This is a genomic window from Streptomyces dioscori (genome assembly GCF_003024195.1).
Classification (GTDB): Bacteria; Actinomycetota; Actinomycetes; order Streptomycetales; family Streptomycetaceae; genus Streptomyces; species Streptomyces dioscori.
Genome location: NZ_KZ679041.1, coordinates 651,596 through 668,612, shown reverse-complemented (window position 1 = coordinate 668,612; position 17,017 = coordinate 651,596). Strand labels below are relative to the sequence as shown.

Annotated in this window: 11 protein-coding genes and 1 pseudogene; 6 read left to right on the top strand and 6 right to left on the bottom strand. The window is 70.9% G+C overall.

The genetic code is table 11. The features are described from left to right. The 4 genes and pseudogenes from C6Y14_RS44990 to C6Y14_RS13980 form a co-directional block, all read left to right on the top strand. Positions 1 to 89: pseudogene (locus tag C6Y14_RS44990) on the top strand (6-phosphogluconate dehydrogenase); the annotation flags it as partial. A 14-nt stretch (positions 90 to 103) separates the two neighbouring features. Further along, positions 104 to 691, top strand: a complete 588-nt coding sequence (locus C6Y14_RS13990; protein ID WP_107016919.1) for a histidine phosphatase family protein — start codon at positions 104 to 106, stop codon at positions 689 to 691. Positions 692 to 1,349: 658 nt separating this feature from the next. Beyond that, positions 1,350 to 4,250 carry a peroxidase family protein gene (locus C6Y14_RS13985; protein ID WP_107016918.1) on the top strand — a complete coding sequence of 967 codons (2,901 nt, stop codon included), beginning with the start codon at positions 1,350 to 1,352 and terminating at the stop codon, positions 4,248 to 4,250. After that, entirely contained in the window at positions 4,237 to 5,616 is a 1,380-nt protein-coding gene (locus tag C6Y14_RS13980) for a hypothetical protein (protein WP_107016917.1), read from the top strand. Before C6Y14_RS13985 ends, C6Y14_RS13980 begins: the two co-directional genes overlap by 14 nt. A gap of 50 nt (positions 5,617 to 5,666) precedes the next feature. On the opposite strand, the gene C6Y14_RS13975 is transcribed toward C6Y14_RS13980, so the two are convergent. The 3 genes from C6Y14_RS13975 to C6Y14_RS13965 all read right to left on the bottom strand — a co-directional run bounded on the left by C6Y14_RS13975 (position 5,667) and on the right by C6Y14_RS13965 (position 10,292). After that, positions 5,667 to 7,229, bottom strand: a complete 1,563-nt coding sequence (locus tag C6Y14_RS13975; protein ID WP_107016916.1) for an acetolactate synthase large subunit — start codon at positions 7,227 to 7,229, stop codon at positions 5,667 to 5,669. Between the two features lie 152 nt (positions 7,230 to 7,381). Then, positions 7,382 to 9,241: a bifunctional sugar phosphate isomerase/epimerase/4-hydroxyphenylpyruvate dioxygenase family protein gene (locus C6Y14_RS13970; protein WP_107016984.1), complete on the bottom strand. Its 1,860-nt coding sequence runs from the start codon at positions 9,239 to 9,241 to the stop codon at positions 7,382 to 7,384. A gap of 172 nt (positions 9,242 to 9,413) precedes the next feature. Beyond that, on the bottom strand, positions 9,414 to 10,292 hold the full coding sequence (locus C6Y14_RS13965; RefSeq protein WP_107016983.1) for a shikimate dehydrogenase: 879 nt from the start codon (positions 10,290 to 10,292) through the stop codon (positions 9,414 to 9,416). A gap of 173 nt (positions 10,293 to 10,465) precedes the next feature. Between C6Y14_RS13965 and C6Y14_RS13960 the strand changes: the two genes are divergently transcribed. Beyond that, a complete protein-coding gene (locus C6Y14_RS13960) occupies positions 10,466 to 11,131 on the top strand; it encodes a TetR/AcrR family transcriptional regulator (RefSeq protein WP_107016915.1) in 666 nt (221 codons plus the stop codon). A 248-nt stretch (positions 11,132 to 11,379) separates the two neighbouring features. Then, positions 11,380 to 12,735, top strand: coding sequence for an MFS transporter (locus tag C6Y14_RS13955; RefSeq protein ID WP_107016914.1), 1,356 nt, complete (start codon positions 11,380 to 11,382; stop codon positions 12,733 to 12,735). 214 nt (positions 12,736 to 12,949) lie between these two features. On the opposite strand, the gene C6Y14_RS13950 is transcribed toward C6Y14_RS13955, so the two are convergent. From C6Y14_RS13950 to C6Y14_RS13940, 3 genes are all read right to left on the bottom strand, one after another. Then, complete coding sequence (locus C6Y14_RS13950) at positions 12,950 to 14,827, bottom strand: hypothetical protein (RefSeq protein WP_107016982.1); 1,878 nt, start codon at positions 14,825 to 14,827, stop codon at positions 12,950 to 12,952. Between the two features lie 6 nt (positions 14,828 to 14,833). Further along, on the bottom strand, positions 14,834 to 15,742 hold the full coding sequence (locus C6Y14_RS13945) for a carbohydrate ABC transporter permease (protein ID WP_107016913.1): 909 nt from the start codon (positions 15,740 to 15,742) through the stop codon (positions 14,834 to 14,836). Positions 15,743 to 15,820: 78 nt separating this feature from the next. Further along, positions 15,821 to 16,798, bottom strand: a complete 978-nt coding sequence (locus tag C6Y14_RS13940; RefSeq protein WP_107016981.1) for a carbohydrate ABC transporter permease — start codon at positions 16,796 to 16,798, stop codon at positions 15,821 to 15,823. Between the last annotated feature and the right edge of the window lie 219 nt (positions 16,799 to 17,017).

The following is a 17,017-nucleotide window of genomic DNA, read 5'->3' as shown; positions in this document are numbered from 1 at the left end:
CGTCCCGGCAGGACGACTCACCGCAGATGAAGATGATCGCGGCACTGCGCAACCAGTTCGGCGGCCACGCCGTCGAGTCCGCGAAGTAGGAGAAACAGACATCATGGGTGATCTCCTCCTCGTGCGGCACGGCGAGACCGAGTGGAGCCGGTCGGGGCAGCACACCAGCTGGACCGACCTGCCCCTCACCCCCCACGGCGAGGAGCAGGCGAAATCCCTCGTCCCGCTCTTCGCCGGGCGGTCCTGTGCGCTCGTCCTCACCAGTCCGCTCCAGCGTGCGATACGGACCGCGGAACTGGCGGGGCTGACCGGGGCCGTCGTCGACCCCGATCTGCACGAGTGGAACTACGGGGCGTACGAGGGTGTCAAGACCGTCGACATCCACCGGACCCGTCCCGACTGGTACCTGTGGAACGACGGGGTGCCGCCCGGTCCGGACGGGCACACCGGCGAATCGCCCGACGAGGTGGGCGAGCGTGCCGACCGGGTGCTCGCGCACGCGGCGAAGGCGCTCGACGAGGGTGACGTGGTCCTGGTGGCCCACTCGCACTTCCTGCGCGTCCTGACCGCGCGGCGGCTCGGGCTGCCCGCGTCGGACGGACGACTGTTCCGGCTGGACACGGCCACGGTGAGCCGGCTCTCGCTGGAGCACGGCCGCCCCGTCCTCGCGGAGTGGAACGCCAAGCCGTAGCGTTCTCGCGCTTCGGCGCGTCCCCACCGGCCCGCGGCCCCGGGCACCCGCTCGCCTGCGGGCCGGTGGGGGCTTGCCGCGCAGTTCCCCGCGCCCCTTTGGGGGGACGGGGCTGCGCCCCAGCCCGCTGCCCATCCGCAGGCCCGGTGGGGGCTGAGCGCGCAGTTCCCCGCGCCCCTCAAAAGCGGGGCTGCGCCCCAGCTTTTGCCCAGTAGGGGCGCGAGGAACCGCGCGACCCACCCCCACCGGGTCGCGGGCGAACAACCCACCATCCGCCGCCACCCCCCAAGGGGCGCGAGGAACTGCGCGGCTCGCCCCCGCCGGGTCGCGGGCGGACGACCCGCCATTCGCCCCCACCCCCAGGCAGGGGCGCGGGGAACGGCGCGACCAGTACCCGCCGGGCCGCAGTCGGCCGGCGCTTCCGTGGGGCGAAACTCCCCGGCCATCTCCGGGTGTGGCCCCTGTGGGGGCGGGGCCTCGCGGGGCGCACGGGCAGGCGCGGCAGGTGGCCGAGCACGGCCCTGACGTGCGCGGACGCGGCAGGCGTCCGGTCACCGCCAGACCCCGCGCATCGGCGGGAACCACCGCTGCGGACCCCCCGCCCCGCCGGTAGCGTGCTGCCCCCGTCCCGTACGCATCCGTACGAAGGAAACGACCGATGGCCGATACCGGGCAGTACGATCAGCGGTACGAACACTACGAAGGCGGAAGCCCCGAGGCGGAACGGCTGGTTTTCGATCGGCTGGCCCGGGAGCTGATGGACGTACAGGTGAAGAATCGTCGGGCCGCCGGCGGCGGAACCGCCCGCGCCATCCACGCCAAGGCCCCACTCGGCGTGGAGAACGCCCGGCTCCGCTTCCACGACGACCTCCCCGCCGCCCTGCGCGTCGGCTTCGCCCGCCCGGGCGCCGACTACCCGGTGACGCTGCGGCTGTCGAACGCGAGCGGCATCCGCCAGGGCGACGGCACCCCCGACCTGCGCGGCGCGGCCCTGCGCGTGAGGGTGTCGGACGAGGAGAGTCATGATCTGCTCGCCACGAGCCATCCCGTGTCGCACGCCCGCGACGCCCGCGAGTTCGTGGCCTTCGCCAAGGCGATGGCGGGCGCCCGCAATCCGCTCCAGAAGGCGTTCGGGCTGCTGGTGAAGCTGCCGCTCGCGGTCGGGTTCGAGACCGCCACCCGTATGCGGCGCAATGTGCAGGCGGCCACCCGACAGGCCGTCACCTCGCTTGCCACGCAGACCTATTGGAGCCGTGGGGCGATGCTCTGGGGCGAGGCGGGACCCGTGCGGTATCTGCTGCGGCCCGCCGCCGGGGCTCCTCCGGCTGCCCCGCCCGACCGCCGCGACCCCGACTTCCTGCACCACGAGCTGGCCCGCCGCCTCGCCTCGGGCGACGTCAACTTCGAGCTGTGCGTGCAGCGGTACGTGGACGAGCTGCGCACCCCGGTCGAGGACACCTCGGTGGAGTGGAAGGACGCCGTCTCGCCGCCGATCGCGGTGGCCCGGCTCACCGTACCGGCCCAGGATCTGGACGACGCCGAGGCGCGGGCGGCGGCCCGGCGGGTGGAGGACCTGGTCTTCAATCCCTGGTACACCACCGACGAGTTCCGTCCGCTCGGCAATCTCAACCGGGCCCGCAAGTCCGCGTACCGGGCGAGCGGCGCGCACCGGCTGGGGCTGCGTTTCGTCACCGAGGAGCCGTTGCGCAACCGGATCATCGGCCGGCCCGTCGGCGCCGTGCTGACCCGGCTGAACCGGTATGTGCCGTGGCACCGGCTGCCGTTGCAGCTGAGCCTGCTCAACCTGGTGTTCCTGCGGAAGGTGCTGCGCCGGTTCAACCTCATCGACTCCGAGGTGGGCGAGGCCCCGCCCAGGACACAGCCCGTACCTCGGCCGATCGAGGAGCGGCTGCGCACCGAGCGCTCGTACGACGGGTCGTACAACGATCTGTCCGAGCCGCGGATGGGTGCCGTGGGCGCGGCCTTCGGGCGGAATCTGAAACCCGACTACCGGCCCGACCAGTTCGACACGCCCAACCCGGTCACGGTCAGCCGTCAGCTGCTGCGGCGGGACAGTTTCCTGCCCGCGACCTCGCTGAACGTGCTGGCGGCGGCCTGGATCCAGTTCCAGGTGCACGACTGGGTCAACCACCGCAGGTACCCGGCCGGTGGCCCGTCCGTCGAGGTACCGCTGCCGCCGGGCAGCGACCCCTGGCAGAACACACCGGGCGGGTCGGCGGAGAACGTGATGCGGTTCACCGACAACGAGGGGCTCGAACAGCCCGGCAACCGGCCGCCGATCCTGTTCGGGAACATGGCCTCGCACTGGTGGGACGGTTCCGAGGTGTACGGCGGCGACGAGGAGACCGCCCGCTTCCTGCGCGAGCCGGACGGCGGGGCGAAACTCCGCCTGGAGGACGGCCATTTGCCGGGGGCGCAGAACGGTATTCCGCTCACCGGGTTCAACGAGAGCTGGTGGATGGGGCTCAGCGCGATGCACACCCTGTTCGCGCGGGAGCACAACGCGGTCTGCGACGCGTTGCGCGCCGAGTATCCGTCGATGAACGAGGAGCGGGTCTACCACACGGCCCGGCTGGTGGTCTCCGCTCTGATCGCGAAGATACACACGGTGGAGTGGACCCCGGCGATCCTCGCCACCAAGGCCATCGACATAGGTCTGAAGACCAACTGGCAGGGCCCGCCGAAGAATTGGCTGAACCAGCTGGGGCTGTGGCTGCTGGAGGCACACTCCCTCAAGGGCATCCCGCAGACCATGCCGGACCACCACGGGACGCCGTACTCGCTGACCGAGGACTTCACCACGGTGTACCGCATGCATCCGCTGGTCCCGGACGACTTCGAACTGCGCGAGCACCACTTCGGGCACCGGCTGGAGACGGTCGGGTTCATGGACATCCAGGGCGGCGCGGCCGAGTCGCAGATCCGCAAGACGGGCCTGGCGAACGCGCTGTACTCGTTCGGGATCGCCCACCCCGGCGCGATCACCCTGCACAACTACCCTCAGGCGCTGCAGCGGTTGGAGCGGGACGGCGAGATCATCGACCTGTCGGTGGTGGACCTCGTACGGACCCGCCGCCGTGGTGTGCCGCGTTACAACGACTTCCGGGAGGGTCTGCACAAGAAGCGCATCCGGTCCTTCGAGGAGCTGACGCAGAGCACCGAGTCGCTGGCGCGGCTCAAGGACGTGTACCGCTCGGTCGACGAGATCGACACGGTGGTGGGCCTGTTCGCCGAGAACCCGCCGACAGGCTTCGGTTTCAGCGACACGGCTTTCCGCATCTTCATCCTGATGGCGACCCGGCGTCTGCAGAGCGACCGCTTCCTGACCGTCGACTACCGGCCCGAGGTCTACACCCCGCTCGGTATCGACTGGGTCGAGAAGGGCGGCATGGACTCCGTCGTCCTGCGGCACTGCCCGGAGCTGGCCGCGCTGCTGCCGCGCGACGCGAGCGCCTTCGCGCCCTGGCGGGCGGTCCGCCCGGCGGACAACGGCAACGCCGACGGCAACGACCGTGGAGGCAGCGGTGAGCCGGGCTGAGCACCGCTCCGGACACCCGGGGCTCGACGATCTGCTGGCGCGGCCTCTCCTGGAGACCCTCTGGCGCCGCCGCACCCACCGGGTCAGCCGGGGTGCGTCGGTGCCGGCCGGGTCCATGAGCCACCGCTCCACGCACTCCCCGCAGCCCCTGTCGGAGCTGGAGGAGGCGGTGCTGATCGCGTTGACCGGCGCCACCGGGCTGACGATGCCGGACCGGCCCTTCGACGATCCGCGGGACGGCAAGCCCATCATGGCCAAGCCCAATCTCACGATGGCGGGCCGGACCGCGGGCAGCCCGGACAACGCGCAGGGCACCCACTTCTTCATGATCAACGACTCGGGCACGTACTACCTGCGCAAACTGGAGCCCGCCCCTCACGAGCCCTTCGACGCCGCCACGCTGGTCGCGAGGGCCCACCGGGCGAAGGTGCGGATCCTGGACCACCGGCTCGACGTCGCCGAGGGGATGCGCGACTTCCCGGCGTACCTCGACTCGAACCGGTTCCTGTCCAACCTGCCCGGCTCGACGCTGTTCCTGCCGGTGGTCGACCTGTCCCACCAGTACGTCAACGCGCTGATGTACCTGCTCACGCAGCCGGACGGGGCCCGCCCGACCTTCGTCGACGACCGCAACTTCTACCGCGTCGCCGGGGTACGGAAGTGGGTGCGCAACGGATTCCTGAACGGCGACCTGAAGCTGCCACTGGGCGCGCTCGGCCCGATGCGCACCCAGATCGAGGCGGACCTGCTCCTGCAGAACCTGATGCTCACCGCCGAGGGGATGGGCCTGGGCGCCTGGATCCACGCCTCGATCAACCCGCAGATCGCCCTGGGCGACCCGAAGTTCTCGAAGGCGTACGGCAGGATGCTCGGTTTCACCTTCGTCACCCCGCGCTGGCGGCTCGCCGACGTGTGGCGCTGGCACGTACCGCTGCCCAGGTACGCGAACCTGCGCTCGCACCCGGTGGGTCTCACCTCCCCGGAGGGCGAGCCCCTGATCGAGGCGGCCTGCCCGCCCGCGCACCCGTCGATGTCGGCGGCCGTGGACGCGATCATCGAGGCCAAGTTCGGGCCCGGCGGCACGTACACGGACAAGGAGGTCTTCACCCGGATCTACAAGGAGGACTACGGGCAGCGCTATCTCGCCGAGGCCAGTGAGTACGAGTCACGGGTGATCGACTGCGCCCGTGACGTGTGCGAGTACGTCATCGGGACGCACCGGCGTTTTCCCGCGCACACGGACGCGATCCATGTGCCAGGGGTCTGGCTCCAGGCGCACCACGTCGAGGAGGAGTACTACGACCGCTTCTTCGTGAACGGGCTGACGCCGGCGCACCGCGAGCACACCGGCGTCTGGGACGGCTGAGGTCGCTTCGCCGCGGGGTCGGGGGCGGGGTCAGGCCGGCGGGGGCGGGGTCAGGCCAGCGGCGGTACGACGCAGTCGATGAGACAGGGGCCGGGCTCCTCCAGGGCCCGGTCCAGCAGGACGGTGAACTGCTCGGCGGTGACGGCCCGTTCGGCGGGTACGCCCATGCCGCGGGCCAGCGACACGAAGTCCAGGTCGGGCCGGGACAGGTCGAGGAGATCGGTGGCCCGGGGCCCCGAGGCGGTCGCGCCGACGGACCGCAGTTCCAGGTTGAGGACCGAGTACGCGCGGTTGTCGAAGAGCACGACGGTGACGTCGAGCTGTTCGCGGGCCATGGTCCACAGCGCCTGGAGGGTGTACATGGCGCTGCCGTCCGACTCCAGGGCCAGCACGGGCCGGCCGGGTGCGGCCAGCGCGGCGCCGACGGCCATGGGCAGCCCCTGTCCGATGGCTCCGCCGGTGAGGGTGAGCCAGTCGTGGGGCGGGGCGCCCGCCGTCGCGGCGGGCAACCAGATGCCCGAGGTGTTCGCCTCGTCGACGACGACCGCGTGTTCCGGGAGCAGCGCGCCGATCGCCGCGGCGGCGCTCTCACCGGTCAGGGCCCCGGTGGGCCGCTCGGGCCGCAGGGGCGCCTGCGGTACGGGAGTCACATCGCTCTTCACCAGCTCCGCGAGGGTTTCGAGGGCGGCCGTCACGTCCTCCGTTCCGGTGGCCGCCGACAGCACCCGGCAGCCGTCCGGGACGATCCGGCCGCTCTGCCCCGGGTACGCGAAGAACGTCACCGGCTCGGCCGCTCCGGCGAGCAACAGCACGCGTGTGCCTGCCAGTTGGGCGATGGCGTCCGCCTCCCGATAGGCGAGCCGGCCGACCGCGGGCAGTCCCGCGCCGCGTTCCAGCCGGGCCGGGAAGGTCTCGCACAGCAGCCGGGCGCCGGTCGCGGCGGCGATCCTGGCGGCGGCGCGCAGACCACGCCCGTGCGTGGCCGCCCCGCCGAGGAGCAGCGCGGCGGGTTCGGTGGAGCGCAGCGCCCCGGCCGCCTCCTCGACGGCCGCCGCGGACACGGCTCCGGGGCGCGGCCCGGTCCGGACCGGCGGCCGGCCGGACTTGCCCGCCTCCGACCAGGACACGTCGGCGGGCACCAGCAGGGTCGCCACCGAGCCGGGCGGCCCGTACGCGGCGGCGACGGCCTCCGCCGCGTCGCTCGCGAGGTCGGTGGCGCGATACGTACGCCGGGTCCAGCCTGAGACGGTGCGCGCGAGGGACCCGATGTCGGACTCCAGGGGCGCGTCGAGCCGCTTGTGGTGCAGGGCGTGGTCGCCGACGACGTTCACGACGGGGGTGCCGGCGCGGCGGGCGTTGTGCAGGTTGGCCAGGCCGTTGGCGAGCCCGGGACCCAGGTGCAGGAGCGTCGAGGCGGGTTTGCCCGCCATGCGTCCGTAGCCGTCGGCAGCACCCGTGGCCACGCCTTCGAAGAGACAGAGAACGCCACGCAGGCCCGGTACGTCGTCCAGGGCGGCCACGAAGTGCATCTCGGAGGTACCGGGGTTGGCGAAACACACGTCGACGCCCGCGTCCACGAGGCCTTCCACCAGGGTCTGCGCTCCGTTCGGCATGGCGGTCCGCCTCCGCTGCTCGTGCTTGTCAGGGGGTGCGCCTGACAGTCTCACCAGCTTCGGAACGGGGCGTCAGCCAAAATTCCGGACATCCGGACCGCCGCGACGCCACCGGGCCACCTACCACCTGCCACCTGCCACCTGCCACCGGCTCAGCGCACGGGCCTGCGTACGTGCTGCGCCGCCAGCCGCACCGGGGCGTTCTGCGCGCCGTAGCCGCGGTAGCCCGCGTCGCGCTGGACCAGTTCGAAGAAGACCCGGCCGATCGTCTCCGTGTAGCAGTGGCGGAAGGCGCCGTCCGCGTCCCGGTCGTAGAGGATGCCGAGTTCGCGGAAGGTGTCCAGCTCGCCGTCGGCGAACTCGTACCTGGCCGCGAGGTCGTCGTAGTAGTTGGCGGGGATGGTCAGCAGTCGGCCGCCCGCGGCCCGGAAGCGGCGGGCCGCCGACACGAGGTCGTCGGTGGCGAGCGCGATGTGCTGGGCACGGTCGCCGTCGTCGGCGCTCGGGGCCGGACCGACACCGAGGGCGATACGGACGCTGCCGTCGGCGTTGGTGACGGCCCGGCTGCGCAGCAGCCCGTACGGATCGGCGACGTCGACGCTCTCCAGGGCGCCGAGCCCCAGCACGCTGCGGTGGAAGAGCGCGGCCTCGTCGAACTGGTGCCAGGGCTGGGTGAGGGCGAGGTGATCGATGCGGTGGAGGGCACCGGGGGTGGACGCCGCATGCTCGACGAGCTCAGCGGACGGCACGGGCTCCGCGGGCTCTGCGGGCTTTGCGGGCTCTGCGGGCACGAAGTCGCTCGTCCAGTCGGGGAGTCCGGGGCGGCCGGTGGCGCAGAAGAAGAGTTCCGTGCCGTCGGGTGCGGCGACGGCGTCCAGGGGTACGTCCTCGGGGGTGCGGCGGCGCGGCAGCACGGGGGCGAGCAGCGCTTCGGCACGCTTGGCCGCGCCCGCCGGGTCCGGTGACTCCAGCCCGACGGCGGCGAGTTGCGTACCGTCGCGGCGGGCGCCCGGTCCGGTGTTGAGCAGCACGCGGGCCTCGCCCTGCTGCCACAGGTCGACCGGCTTGCCGCGGTGCCGGGCGGTCCGGGTGAAACCGAGTGCTTCGAGGAGTTCCGAGACCGGTTCGACGTCCGGGCTGACCAGTTCCGCGAAGGCGATGCCGGTGGGCACGACGGGCGCGGGCGGCGCGGAGAGGCCGACGCTCTCCTGCAGGACGAGGAGCGAGCGCTGCGCGTCGACGGCGGTCGGCCCGGCCTCGGCCTGCCGGAACACGTCGTTGAAGACTTCGAGGGAGAGCGGCCCCTGGTAGCCGGCCTTGATCACCTGCCGGAGGAGCCCGGGGATGTCGAAGCCGCCCTGGCCGGGGAAACAGCGGTAGTGGCGGCTCCACTGCAGGACGTCCATCGCCATCAGAGGCGCGTCGGCCAGCTGCAGAAAGAAGATCTTCTCGCCGGGAATCTCCGCGATCCCCTCCAGGTCCCTGGGATCGGAGGTGCGGGCGAGGATGTGGAAACTGTCCAGGCAGGTGCCGAGCGCCGGGTGGTCGGCGGCTTCGACGATGCGCCAGGCGTGGTCGTACGTACTGACGTGCCGGCCCCACGCCAGGGCCTCGTAGGCGACGCGGATGCCGTAGCCGTCGGCGAGTTCGGCGAGGCGGCGCAGATGGAAGGCGGCGAGCGCGTCGTCGTCGACGGCGAGGGGCGAGACGCTGGAGCACACGAGAACGGTGTCGGCGCCGAGGCGCTGCATGAGCCGGAACTTGTGCTCGGCCCGGCGCAGGTTGTGCCGGAACTCGTCCGGCGGTACGGCCTCGATGTCACGCATCGGCTGATAGAGGTCGATGCTCAGCCCGAGGTCGGCGCACCGCGCCCTGATCTCCTCCGGCGTGAGAGGACTGGCCAGCAGATCGTTCTCGAACACCTCGACCCCGTCGAACCCGGCACGGGCGGCGGCGGTGAGCTTCTCGGTGAGGGCCCCACTGAGACAAACGGTTGCGATGGACGTACGCACGTCGATCCTTTCCACTCGCACTTCACGACACGGCCGAGCCCCGTAAGGGGCGCGGGGAACTGCGCGGCCGACCCCCACGGGCCCGCAGGCGGCGTACGAGGTGCCGGGGCAGGTCCCGTCCCGCTTTCGACCGCGGGCGAGTGGGGGCGGGCCGCGCAGTTCCCCGCGCCCCTTACGGGGCTCGGAGCGCACCGGAGTCGGCCAGTTCGGAGATGTCCGTCAGCATCCGGGACGCATCCGCCTCCCTCCCCGTGAACAGCCGGAACGCGTCCGCGGCCTGGAAGACAGCCATTCCCCCGCCGTCGAGCACCGCGCACCCCACTCCTCGCGCGACACGCAGCAGCTCGGTCTCCAGCGGGCGGTAGACCACCTCGGCCACCCACAATCCGGGATGCAGCAACTCGGCAGCGAACGGCAGCCCAGGATGTGCGGCCATCCCCATGGGCGTGGCGTGCACGACGCCGTCGGCCCCGGCGAGCAGCGCGGGCAGCCGCTCCGGACCACCGGAGTCCACCCGCCCCGCACCGAACTGCCGGTTCAGCTCAGCGGCAAGCGAACCCGCCCGGTCCGGCAGTGCGTCCACCACGGTGACGGACCCGGCCCCGAGCGTCAGCAGGGCGTGCGCGACGGCGGCCCCCGCTCCCCCCGCGCCCAGTTGCACCACCCGTTCCAGCCGGGCGTCGGGCAGCCCGCGCGCGAAGGACGCCGCGAACCCGGTGACATCCGTGTTGTGCCCGATCGCGCGCCCGCCGTCGAAGACGACGGTGTTCACCGCGCCTAGCGCCTCGGCCTGCGGGGAGAGCGCGTCCAGGTGCTCGATGACGAGCTGCTTGCACGGGTGGGTGACGTTCAGCCCGTCGAAACCGAGGTCGCGGGCGGCCCGTACCAGGTCGCCCACCGCCTCCGGCGCGACACCGAGCGCGTCGATGTCGATGAGCCGGTACAGATAGCGCAGGCCCTGCCGGTCGGCCTCCCGCTCGTGCAGGGCCGGGCTGAGCGAGGGGCCGATGCCCGCGCCGATCAGTCCGACGAGATACGAGTCCTTGACCACGGCGACCACGACGGACCTCCCGAACAGCTCACTAATGTACGAACCAGTACGTTAGCTATACCAGCATCCCGCGGCCACGGAAAGGCCCGCCGGACACCAGGAACCACGCGCCACCGCCTGCTTCTAGAATCGCGGTCACCGCCTCCTCGCCCGAAAGAACCCGAAGGAACCCGATGACCAGCGTCGAAGAACCGGCAAGGCCGAACGGACGCATCCGTGACGCCGCCCGCACGAGGGCCGAGATCCTCGACGTGGCGACCCAGGAGTTCGCCCGGGCCGGCTACGACGGCGCCAGGGTCGACGAGATCGCCGCCCGCACCCGCACCACGAAGCGGATGATCTATTACTACTTCGGCGGCAAGGAGCAGTTGTTCACCGCCGTGCTGGAGCGGTCGTACGGCGTCATCCGCGAGGCGGAGCAGGGCCTCGACGTCGAACATCTGGACCCGGTCGCGGCGATCAGGCGGCTGGCGGAGCTGACCTTCGACCACCACGAGGCGCACCCGGACTTCATCCGGCTGGTCAGCATCGAGAACATCCACGGGGCCGCGCACATCGCCGGCTCCGAGAAGCTCGGCAGGATCGGCTCGCCCGCGCTCGACGTGATCCGACGCATCCTGGAGTCGGGGCGGGAGTCGGGCCTGTTCACGGCCGACGTCGACGCCGTGGACCTGCACGCGATGATCAGCTCGTTCTGTTTCTTCCGGGTCGCCAACCGGCACACCTTCGGCGCCCTGTTCGGCCGCGACCTGGTCGACCCCGCACAGCGCGAGCACTACCGGAGCATGCTCGGCGACATGGTCATCGCCTATCTGACGGCGGACCGCACGACCGACTGACCGTCGCGGGACCTCGGCAAGATCCTTCGGCACGACCTCTTGACACCCGGGAAACGTGAGCGCAACATCCGTAGCCAGCCACTACTAACTACCCAGTGGGTTAATTAACCGGGCAGCACCCCGGCACGGCCGTCCCGCCACCCCAGGAATGGCCGCCCCTCCTCTGCTCCGCTCACCGCTCACTCCGCTCATCGCCCTCCTCCCGCTCACTCCGCCTACGTTGGAGTTCCCCCCGAAGGAGCACCGCCGTGTCCGTCCCCGCAGCACCCCTCGACGCGCCACCGGGCCAGCCCAGGAAGGCCGCGACCGCCGCCTGGATCGGCAGCGCGCTGGAGTACTACGACTTCTTCATCTACGGGAGCGCGGCAGCGCTGATCTTCCCGGAGGTCTTCTTCGACGAGTCCGACCCGGCCACGGCGACCCTCCTGTCACTGGCCACGTTCGGTGTCGCGTACGCGGCCCGCCCGGTCGGGGCCCTGTTCCTCGGGCACTTCGGTGACAAGGTCGGCCGTAAGAAGATCATGGTCTTCACGCTGATCCTGATGGGCGTGTCGACGTTCCTCATCGGCTGTCTGCCGACGCGCGACCAGGTCGGCACGCTGGCGCCGGTGCTGCTGGTCCTGTGCCGGGTCCTGCAGGGCATCTCGGCCGCCGGCGAACAGGCCAGCGCCAACTCCATGTCGCTGGAACACGCGCCACCGGACAAACGCGGCTTCTTCACCAGCTTCACGCTCAGCGGCACCCAGGGCGGCCAGCTGCTCGCCACGCTGGTGTTCATCCCGGTCGCCGCGATGCCCGAGGACCAGCTGCTCGCCTGGGGCTGGCGCATCCCGTTCTGGATGAGCATCGCGGTGGCCGTCGTCGGTTACGTGATCCGCCGCACCCTCCAGGAGACGCCGACCTTCACCCAGCAGGCCGCCACCGAGGGCGTCGCGAAGATGCCCCTCGCCGTGCTGATGCGCGAGCACTGGGCGGACGTCCTGCGGGTGGTCGCGGCGGCTCTGGTCGCCTCGGTCAGCACGATCTTCACGGTGTGGGCGCTGGCGTACGCGACCAGTGACGCGGTCGGTATGGACCGCACGTCGATGCTGTGGGTGGGCGCGCTCGCCAACCTGGTCGCGCTCGGCGCGATCCCGCTGTGGGCGACCCTGTCCGACCGCATCGGCCGCCGCCCGGTCTTCCTGATCGGCGCCGCGGGCAGCGGCGTACTGATGTTCCTCTACCTGTGGGCCATCTCCACGGGCTCCTACCCGCTGGTCCTGGTCCTCGGCATCGTCACCTTCGGTGTCGTCTACAGCGCCGCGAATGGTGTCTGGCCGTCCTTCTACGGCGAGATGTTCTCCACCAGGGTCCGCCTGTCGGGCATGGCCATCGGCACGCAGATCGGCTTCGCGATAGCGGGTTTCGCGGTGACGTTCGCAGCGCAGATCGCGGGCCCGGACGGAGACGACTGGCTGTCGGTGGCCCTGTTCACGGCCGCGCTGTGCGTCCCCCCGGTGATCGCGGCACTGACGGCCCGCGAAACACACAAGATCCCGACGCCCCAACTGGGCGAGCGAATCCGTCAGGAGTCACCGGACGTACTGAGCCCGTCCGGCGTCTGAGGACCGCCGGCACTCTCAGCCCGCCCGGCGCCCACTCAGTCCGTCCGGCGCCCACTCAGCCCCTCCGGCGTTTGAGGAGCGGGGGTCCGGGGGCAGCGCCCCCGAGTCGGTGACGATGGGGGTCCCCCCGGTCGAGCGAAGCCGAGAGTGGGGGAGGGTAGGGGCGGCGGGGGCGAAAACCCCTCGCCAGCCCCCACCCGCCCCTCCCCCAGGCTCAGCTCCCCCCGACGGTCAACGTGAGCCCAGGCTCCCCACGGGCATCCGCCACCCCCAACACAGCGGTGAACGCCCCGGCCCGCACCACCAACCCCTCCCCCTCCCCCACTCCCTCAACCCGCTCACACACCACACCCAACGGCTCAGCAGCCACAGCCCCGTACCGCACGGCGAACACATCAAGCCCCACGGGCGAGTCCGCAGAAACCCCCACCTCCAGCGCACTGGTAGCCCGCACATGCCGCCACCCGGCATCGGGATCCCCGTACCCCCGAGGATCCGCGGCCAGCCCGAACGCGACCTCCTGCTGCGTGAGTTCTCCGCGCGCGTCGAAGGAGTCCGCGCACCCCCGCTGCGGATGCGTAAGCCGCAGCTCACCGACCGCCGCGACGAGCGGAAAGTCCGCCACCCGCCGGAACCGATCACCGTCGGCGGCGACATACGGCATCCCGGCCAGCAAGTACCGCTCGCCGCCCAGCCGTTCACAGATCACGGTCATCCACAGCCGCGTCCCGTCCGTGACGTACAACGACCGCACGTGGCGCAGCACATGGTCCCGCCCGACGACGGGCTTGGTCACGAGCTTGGCGGCCAGCCCGCCCACACGGTGGTCGGCGACCCGCACCGCGCCCATCGGACGGCACAGCAGGAAGCCGTCCGCGGCGGGGCCGACGACGGGCCCGAATCCGTGCTGCCGGTTGACGGCGGCGGCGATGAGCGCCGTACCGCCGGCCTCGATCACGGACGGTGTCATCCGGTCGTCGAACGACACCGTGACCGTGCCGGAGCGCAGTTGGTGGCAGACGGGTGCCGTGCTCGGGGTGCGGTGCCAGCCGGGGGTGTCCTGGATCTGCCAGACGAGCATGAACGCGAAATGCCCGTCGACGCCGCCGTCGGCTCCGACCGCGTGCCGGCCCCAGCGCGAGTCCCCGGCGTAGCGGCCGATGTCCGCGCCGATCCGGCGGCCGAAGTACCGCAGTCCGAGCACCGACTCGAAGGCGGAGTGCTGCTCGCTGTAGCGCGGGCCGCCGAGGTCGAAGCCGCTCCCGCAGACCCGCGCGTCGATGTAACGGGCGAGCGTGTCGCCGTCCTGCGCGAACACCTCCTCGCCGCTGACCCGGTGGGCCTGGGCGAGGAAGGACAGGGAGATCGGCCCGTAGTTGTTGTCGTAGGCGCCCCCGTGCTCGGGAGGCAGCGCCGCGCCCCGGTCCCGTACGCGCCGGGCCCGGATCTCGTCGAGGTACAGCCGCAGGGCCCGCTGCCGGACCGGCTCCCCCTCCTCGGGCGGGAGATGGCGGGCGAGCATCAGCCCGCCGACCACACAGCCGATGGCCTGGTTCGCGGCGTCCTGCGGGTTGAAGACGGTGGCCTCGGTCAGCCAGCGCCAGTATCCGTGCGCCACGTCGAGGAGTTCGCGGTACTGCCCATCGTCGACCAGTCCGTCCGCCGCGTCGACGGCATCAAGCACGTTGACGGCCTGGAGCAGCGCCCACACCGTGCTCGGCCAGTCCCCGATGGGATGCGCGCCGGGCGCCAGCACGTAACGGGCGTACGGGAGGCCGGTGTCGCGTGCCGTCAGGTTCGGGTAGCCGGGGTTGTCCTCGGTGAAGACGCGCTCGCGCAGATGGAAGCCGAGGCTGCGGCGCACGGCCTCCGGCAGGCGCGGGTCCTTGGTGCGGTGCCAGGCGAGCGCGAGCAGGGAGGTGATGCCGAGCGAGGTGTCGCCGATGTCGTCGCCCGCGGCCGGGTTCTCCAGGTTGCCCTCGGGGGTGAGACGGGCCAGGGCCGTCTCGGTGACGGCGGCCAGGACGGCGTCGTACGCGGCCGGGTCGTCCGCGAGGTCGTGCAGCGGGCCGCGCTGGTGGAGGAGGTGCACGTACATCTAGCCCTTCATGCCGGAGGTGGCCAGGCCTTCCACGAGCCGCTTCTGGAAGATCAGGAAGCAGATGAGGGTGGGCAGCAGAGCGAGCGTCGACATGGCGAACATCGCGCCGTACGAGGAGCCGCTCGTCTGGTCCAGGAACAGGGTCAGGCCGAGTGGGACGGTGAACTTGTCGTTCTGCTGGAGGTAGACGAGCTGGTGCAGGAAGTCGTCGTACGTCCAGATGAAGGTGAAGATCGTGGTGGTGATCAGGGCCGGTTTCATCAGGGGCAGGATGATCTTCCAGTAGATCTGGAAGGGGTTGGCGCCGTCCATCATGGCCGCCTGGTCCAGCTCGCGCGGGATGGACCGGATGAACTGGACCATGAGGAAGATGAAGAAGGCGTCCACCGCGAGGAACTTCGGCACGATGAGCGGCAGGTACGTGTTGATCCAGGTCAGGTTGTAGAAGATCGTGTACTGCGGGATCAGCACGGCCTGGGTGGGCAGCATCAGCGTGCCGAGCATCAGGCCGAACCAGATCTTCTTGCCGCGGAACTCGAAGCGCGCGAAGGCGTAGGCGGCCAGCGAGCAGGAGATGACGTTCCCGATCACCGCGCCGATCGTGACGATCAGCGAGTTGGTGATGTAGAGGGAGAAGGAGTTGCCTGAGCCGCTCCAGCCCTCGGAGTAGTTCTCGGGGCGCAGCGAGCCCGGGATGAGCCCGGGCTGGGTGAAGATCTCGGTGTCGGGCTTGAGCGAGCTGCTCAGCATCCACAGCAGCGGATAGAGCATGACGATCGCCACGCCGACGAGGACGGTGTGGATGAAGATGCGGCGCGATCCGGTGGCCGACCGCAGCTTCCGCAGCGGCTGCTTCGGGTTCCGCGGCGCCGGCTTCGAGGGCCGGGTCGGGGTGATGGCGGACATGGGATGGAAGGCTCCTCACTCGGACGTCGATCGTCGGACGTCAGTCGTCATCGGTCGTCGGACGGCGGTCGTCAGTCGTCAGTCGTCGTAGTGGACCCAGTAGCGGCTGGCGATGAAGTTGACCGCCGTGAAGCCCGCGATGACCAGGAAGAGCACCCAGGCGAGCGCCGAGGCGTATCCCATCTGCAGGTCGGTGAAGCCCTTCTTGTACAGGTAGAGGCTGTACAGCATGGTCGAGTTGAGGGGGCCGCCGGAGCCGTTGCTGATGACGAACGCGGGGGTGAACGTCTTGAACGCGTCGATGATCTGCAGGACCACGTTGAAGAAGACGATCGGTGTCAGCAGCGGCAGGGTGATCCTGAAGAACCGGGTGACGGGGGTGACGCCGTCGATCGCGGCGGCCTCGTACACGTCCTTCGGCAGTTGCTTGAGACCGGCGAGGAAGATGACCATCGGGGTGCCGAACTGCCAGACGGCCAGCAGGATCAGCGTGTAGATCGCGGTGTCGGGGCTGGAGATCCAGTCCTGTCCCTCGATGCCGAACCAGGCGAGGAAGTCGTTGAAGAGGCCGTCACCGCCGAAGACCTGCCGCCACACGATGGCGATGGCCACCGCGCCGCCGAGCAGGGACGGCAGATAGAAGGCGGCCCGGTACAGGCCGATGCCCCGCAGGTCGCGGTTGAGCAGCATCGCCACAGCGAGGGCGAGTGCCAGCTTCAGCGGGACCGAGACGACGACGTACAGCAGCGTGGCGTGCACGGAGTCCCAGAAGACCGGGTCCTCGGTGAACATCTTGTCGTAGTTGTCCACTCCGACCCACTGCGCGGGCGTCAGCAGGTCGAAGTCGGTGAAGGACAGATAGAGCGAGTCCAGCATCGGATAGATCGTCAGCCCGAACAGGCCGATGAACCAGGGGGCCAGGAAGGCGTACGGCCACCAGCCGCCGCCCCGCCGTCTGGCGAGGCGGCGGCGCATACGGTCACGCTCCCGCTGGTCGGACGGGGTGACGGAAGCAGCCCCCTCCTCGACGACCTCGTCGCTCTTCGCAACGGTCATGCTCATCTCTCCCTGACCCTCTCCCGGTTTTTCGGTACTGCGAAGCGACTCGCCCGGCCGCAGCGCCTTTGGGGGCGCGGGGACTGCGCAGTCCCTTGGGGGCGCGGGGAACGGCGCGATCTTTTGGGGGCGCGGGGAACGGCGCAGTCCTGTAGGGGCGCGGGGAACTGCGCGACCAGCCACAGCGGACCCGCAGCTTCAAACGGCCCACCCCAAGCG

Excerpts from the sequence above, each read along its gene's own strand:
- C6Y14_RS13960 (WP_107016915.1), top strand. The coding sequence starts at position 10,466 with ATGACCAGCGTCGAAGAACCGGCAAGGCCGAACGGACGCATCCGTGAC.
- C6Y14_RS13975 (WP_107016916.1), bottom strand. The coding sequence starts at position 7,229 with ATGCCGAACGGAGCGCAGACCCTGGTGGAAGGCCTCGTGGACGCGGGC.
- C6Y14_RS13945 (WP_107016913.1), bottom strand. The coding sequence starts at position 15,742 with ATGTCCGCCATCACCCCGACCCGGCCCTCGAAGCCGGCGCCGCGGAAC.
- C6Y14_RS13940 (WP_107016981.1), bottom strand. The coding sequence starts at position 16,798 with ATGACCGTTGCGAAGAGCGACGAGGTCGTCGAGGAGGGGGCTGCTTCC.
- C6Y14_RS13990 (WP_107016919.1), top strand. The coding sequence starts at position 104 with ATGGGTGATCTCCTCCTCGTGCGGCACGGCGAGACCGAGTGGAGCCGG.
- C6Y14_RS13985 (WP_107016918.1), top strand. The coding sequence starts at position 1,350 with ATGGCCGATACCGGGCAGTACGATCAGCGGTACGAACACTACGAAGGC.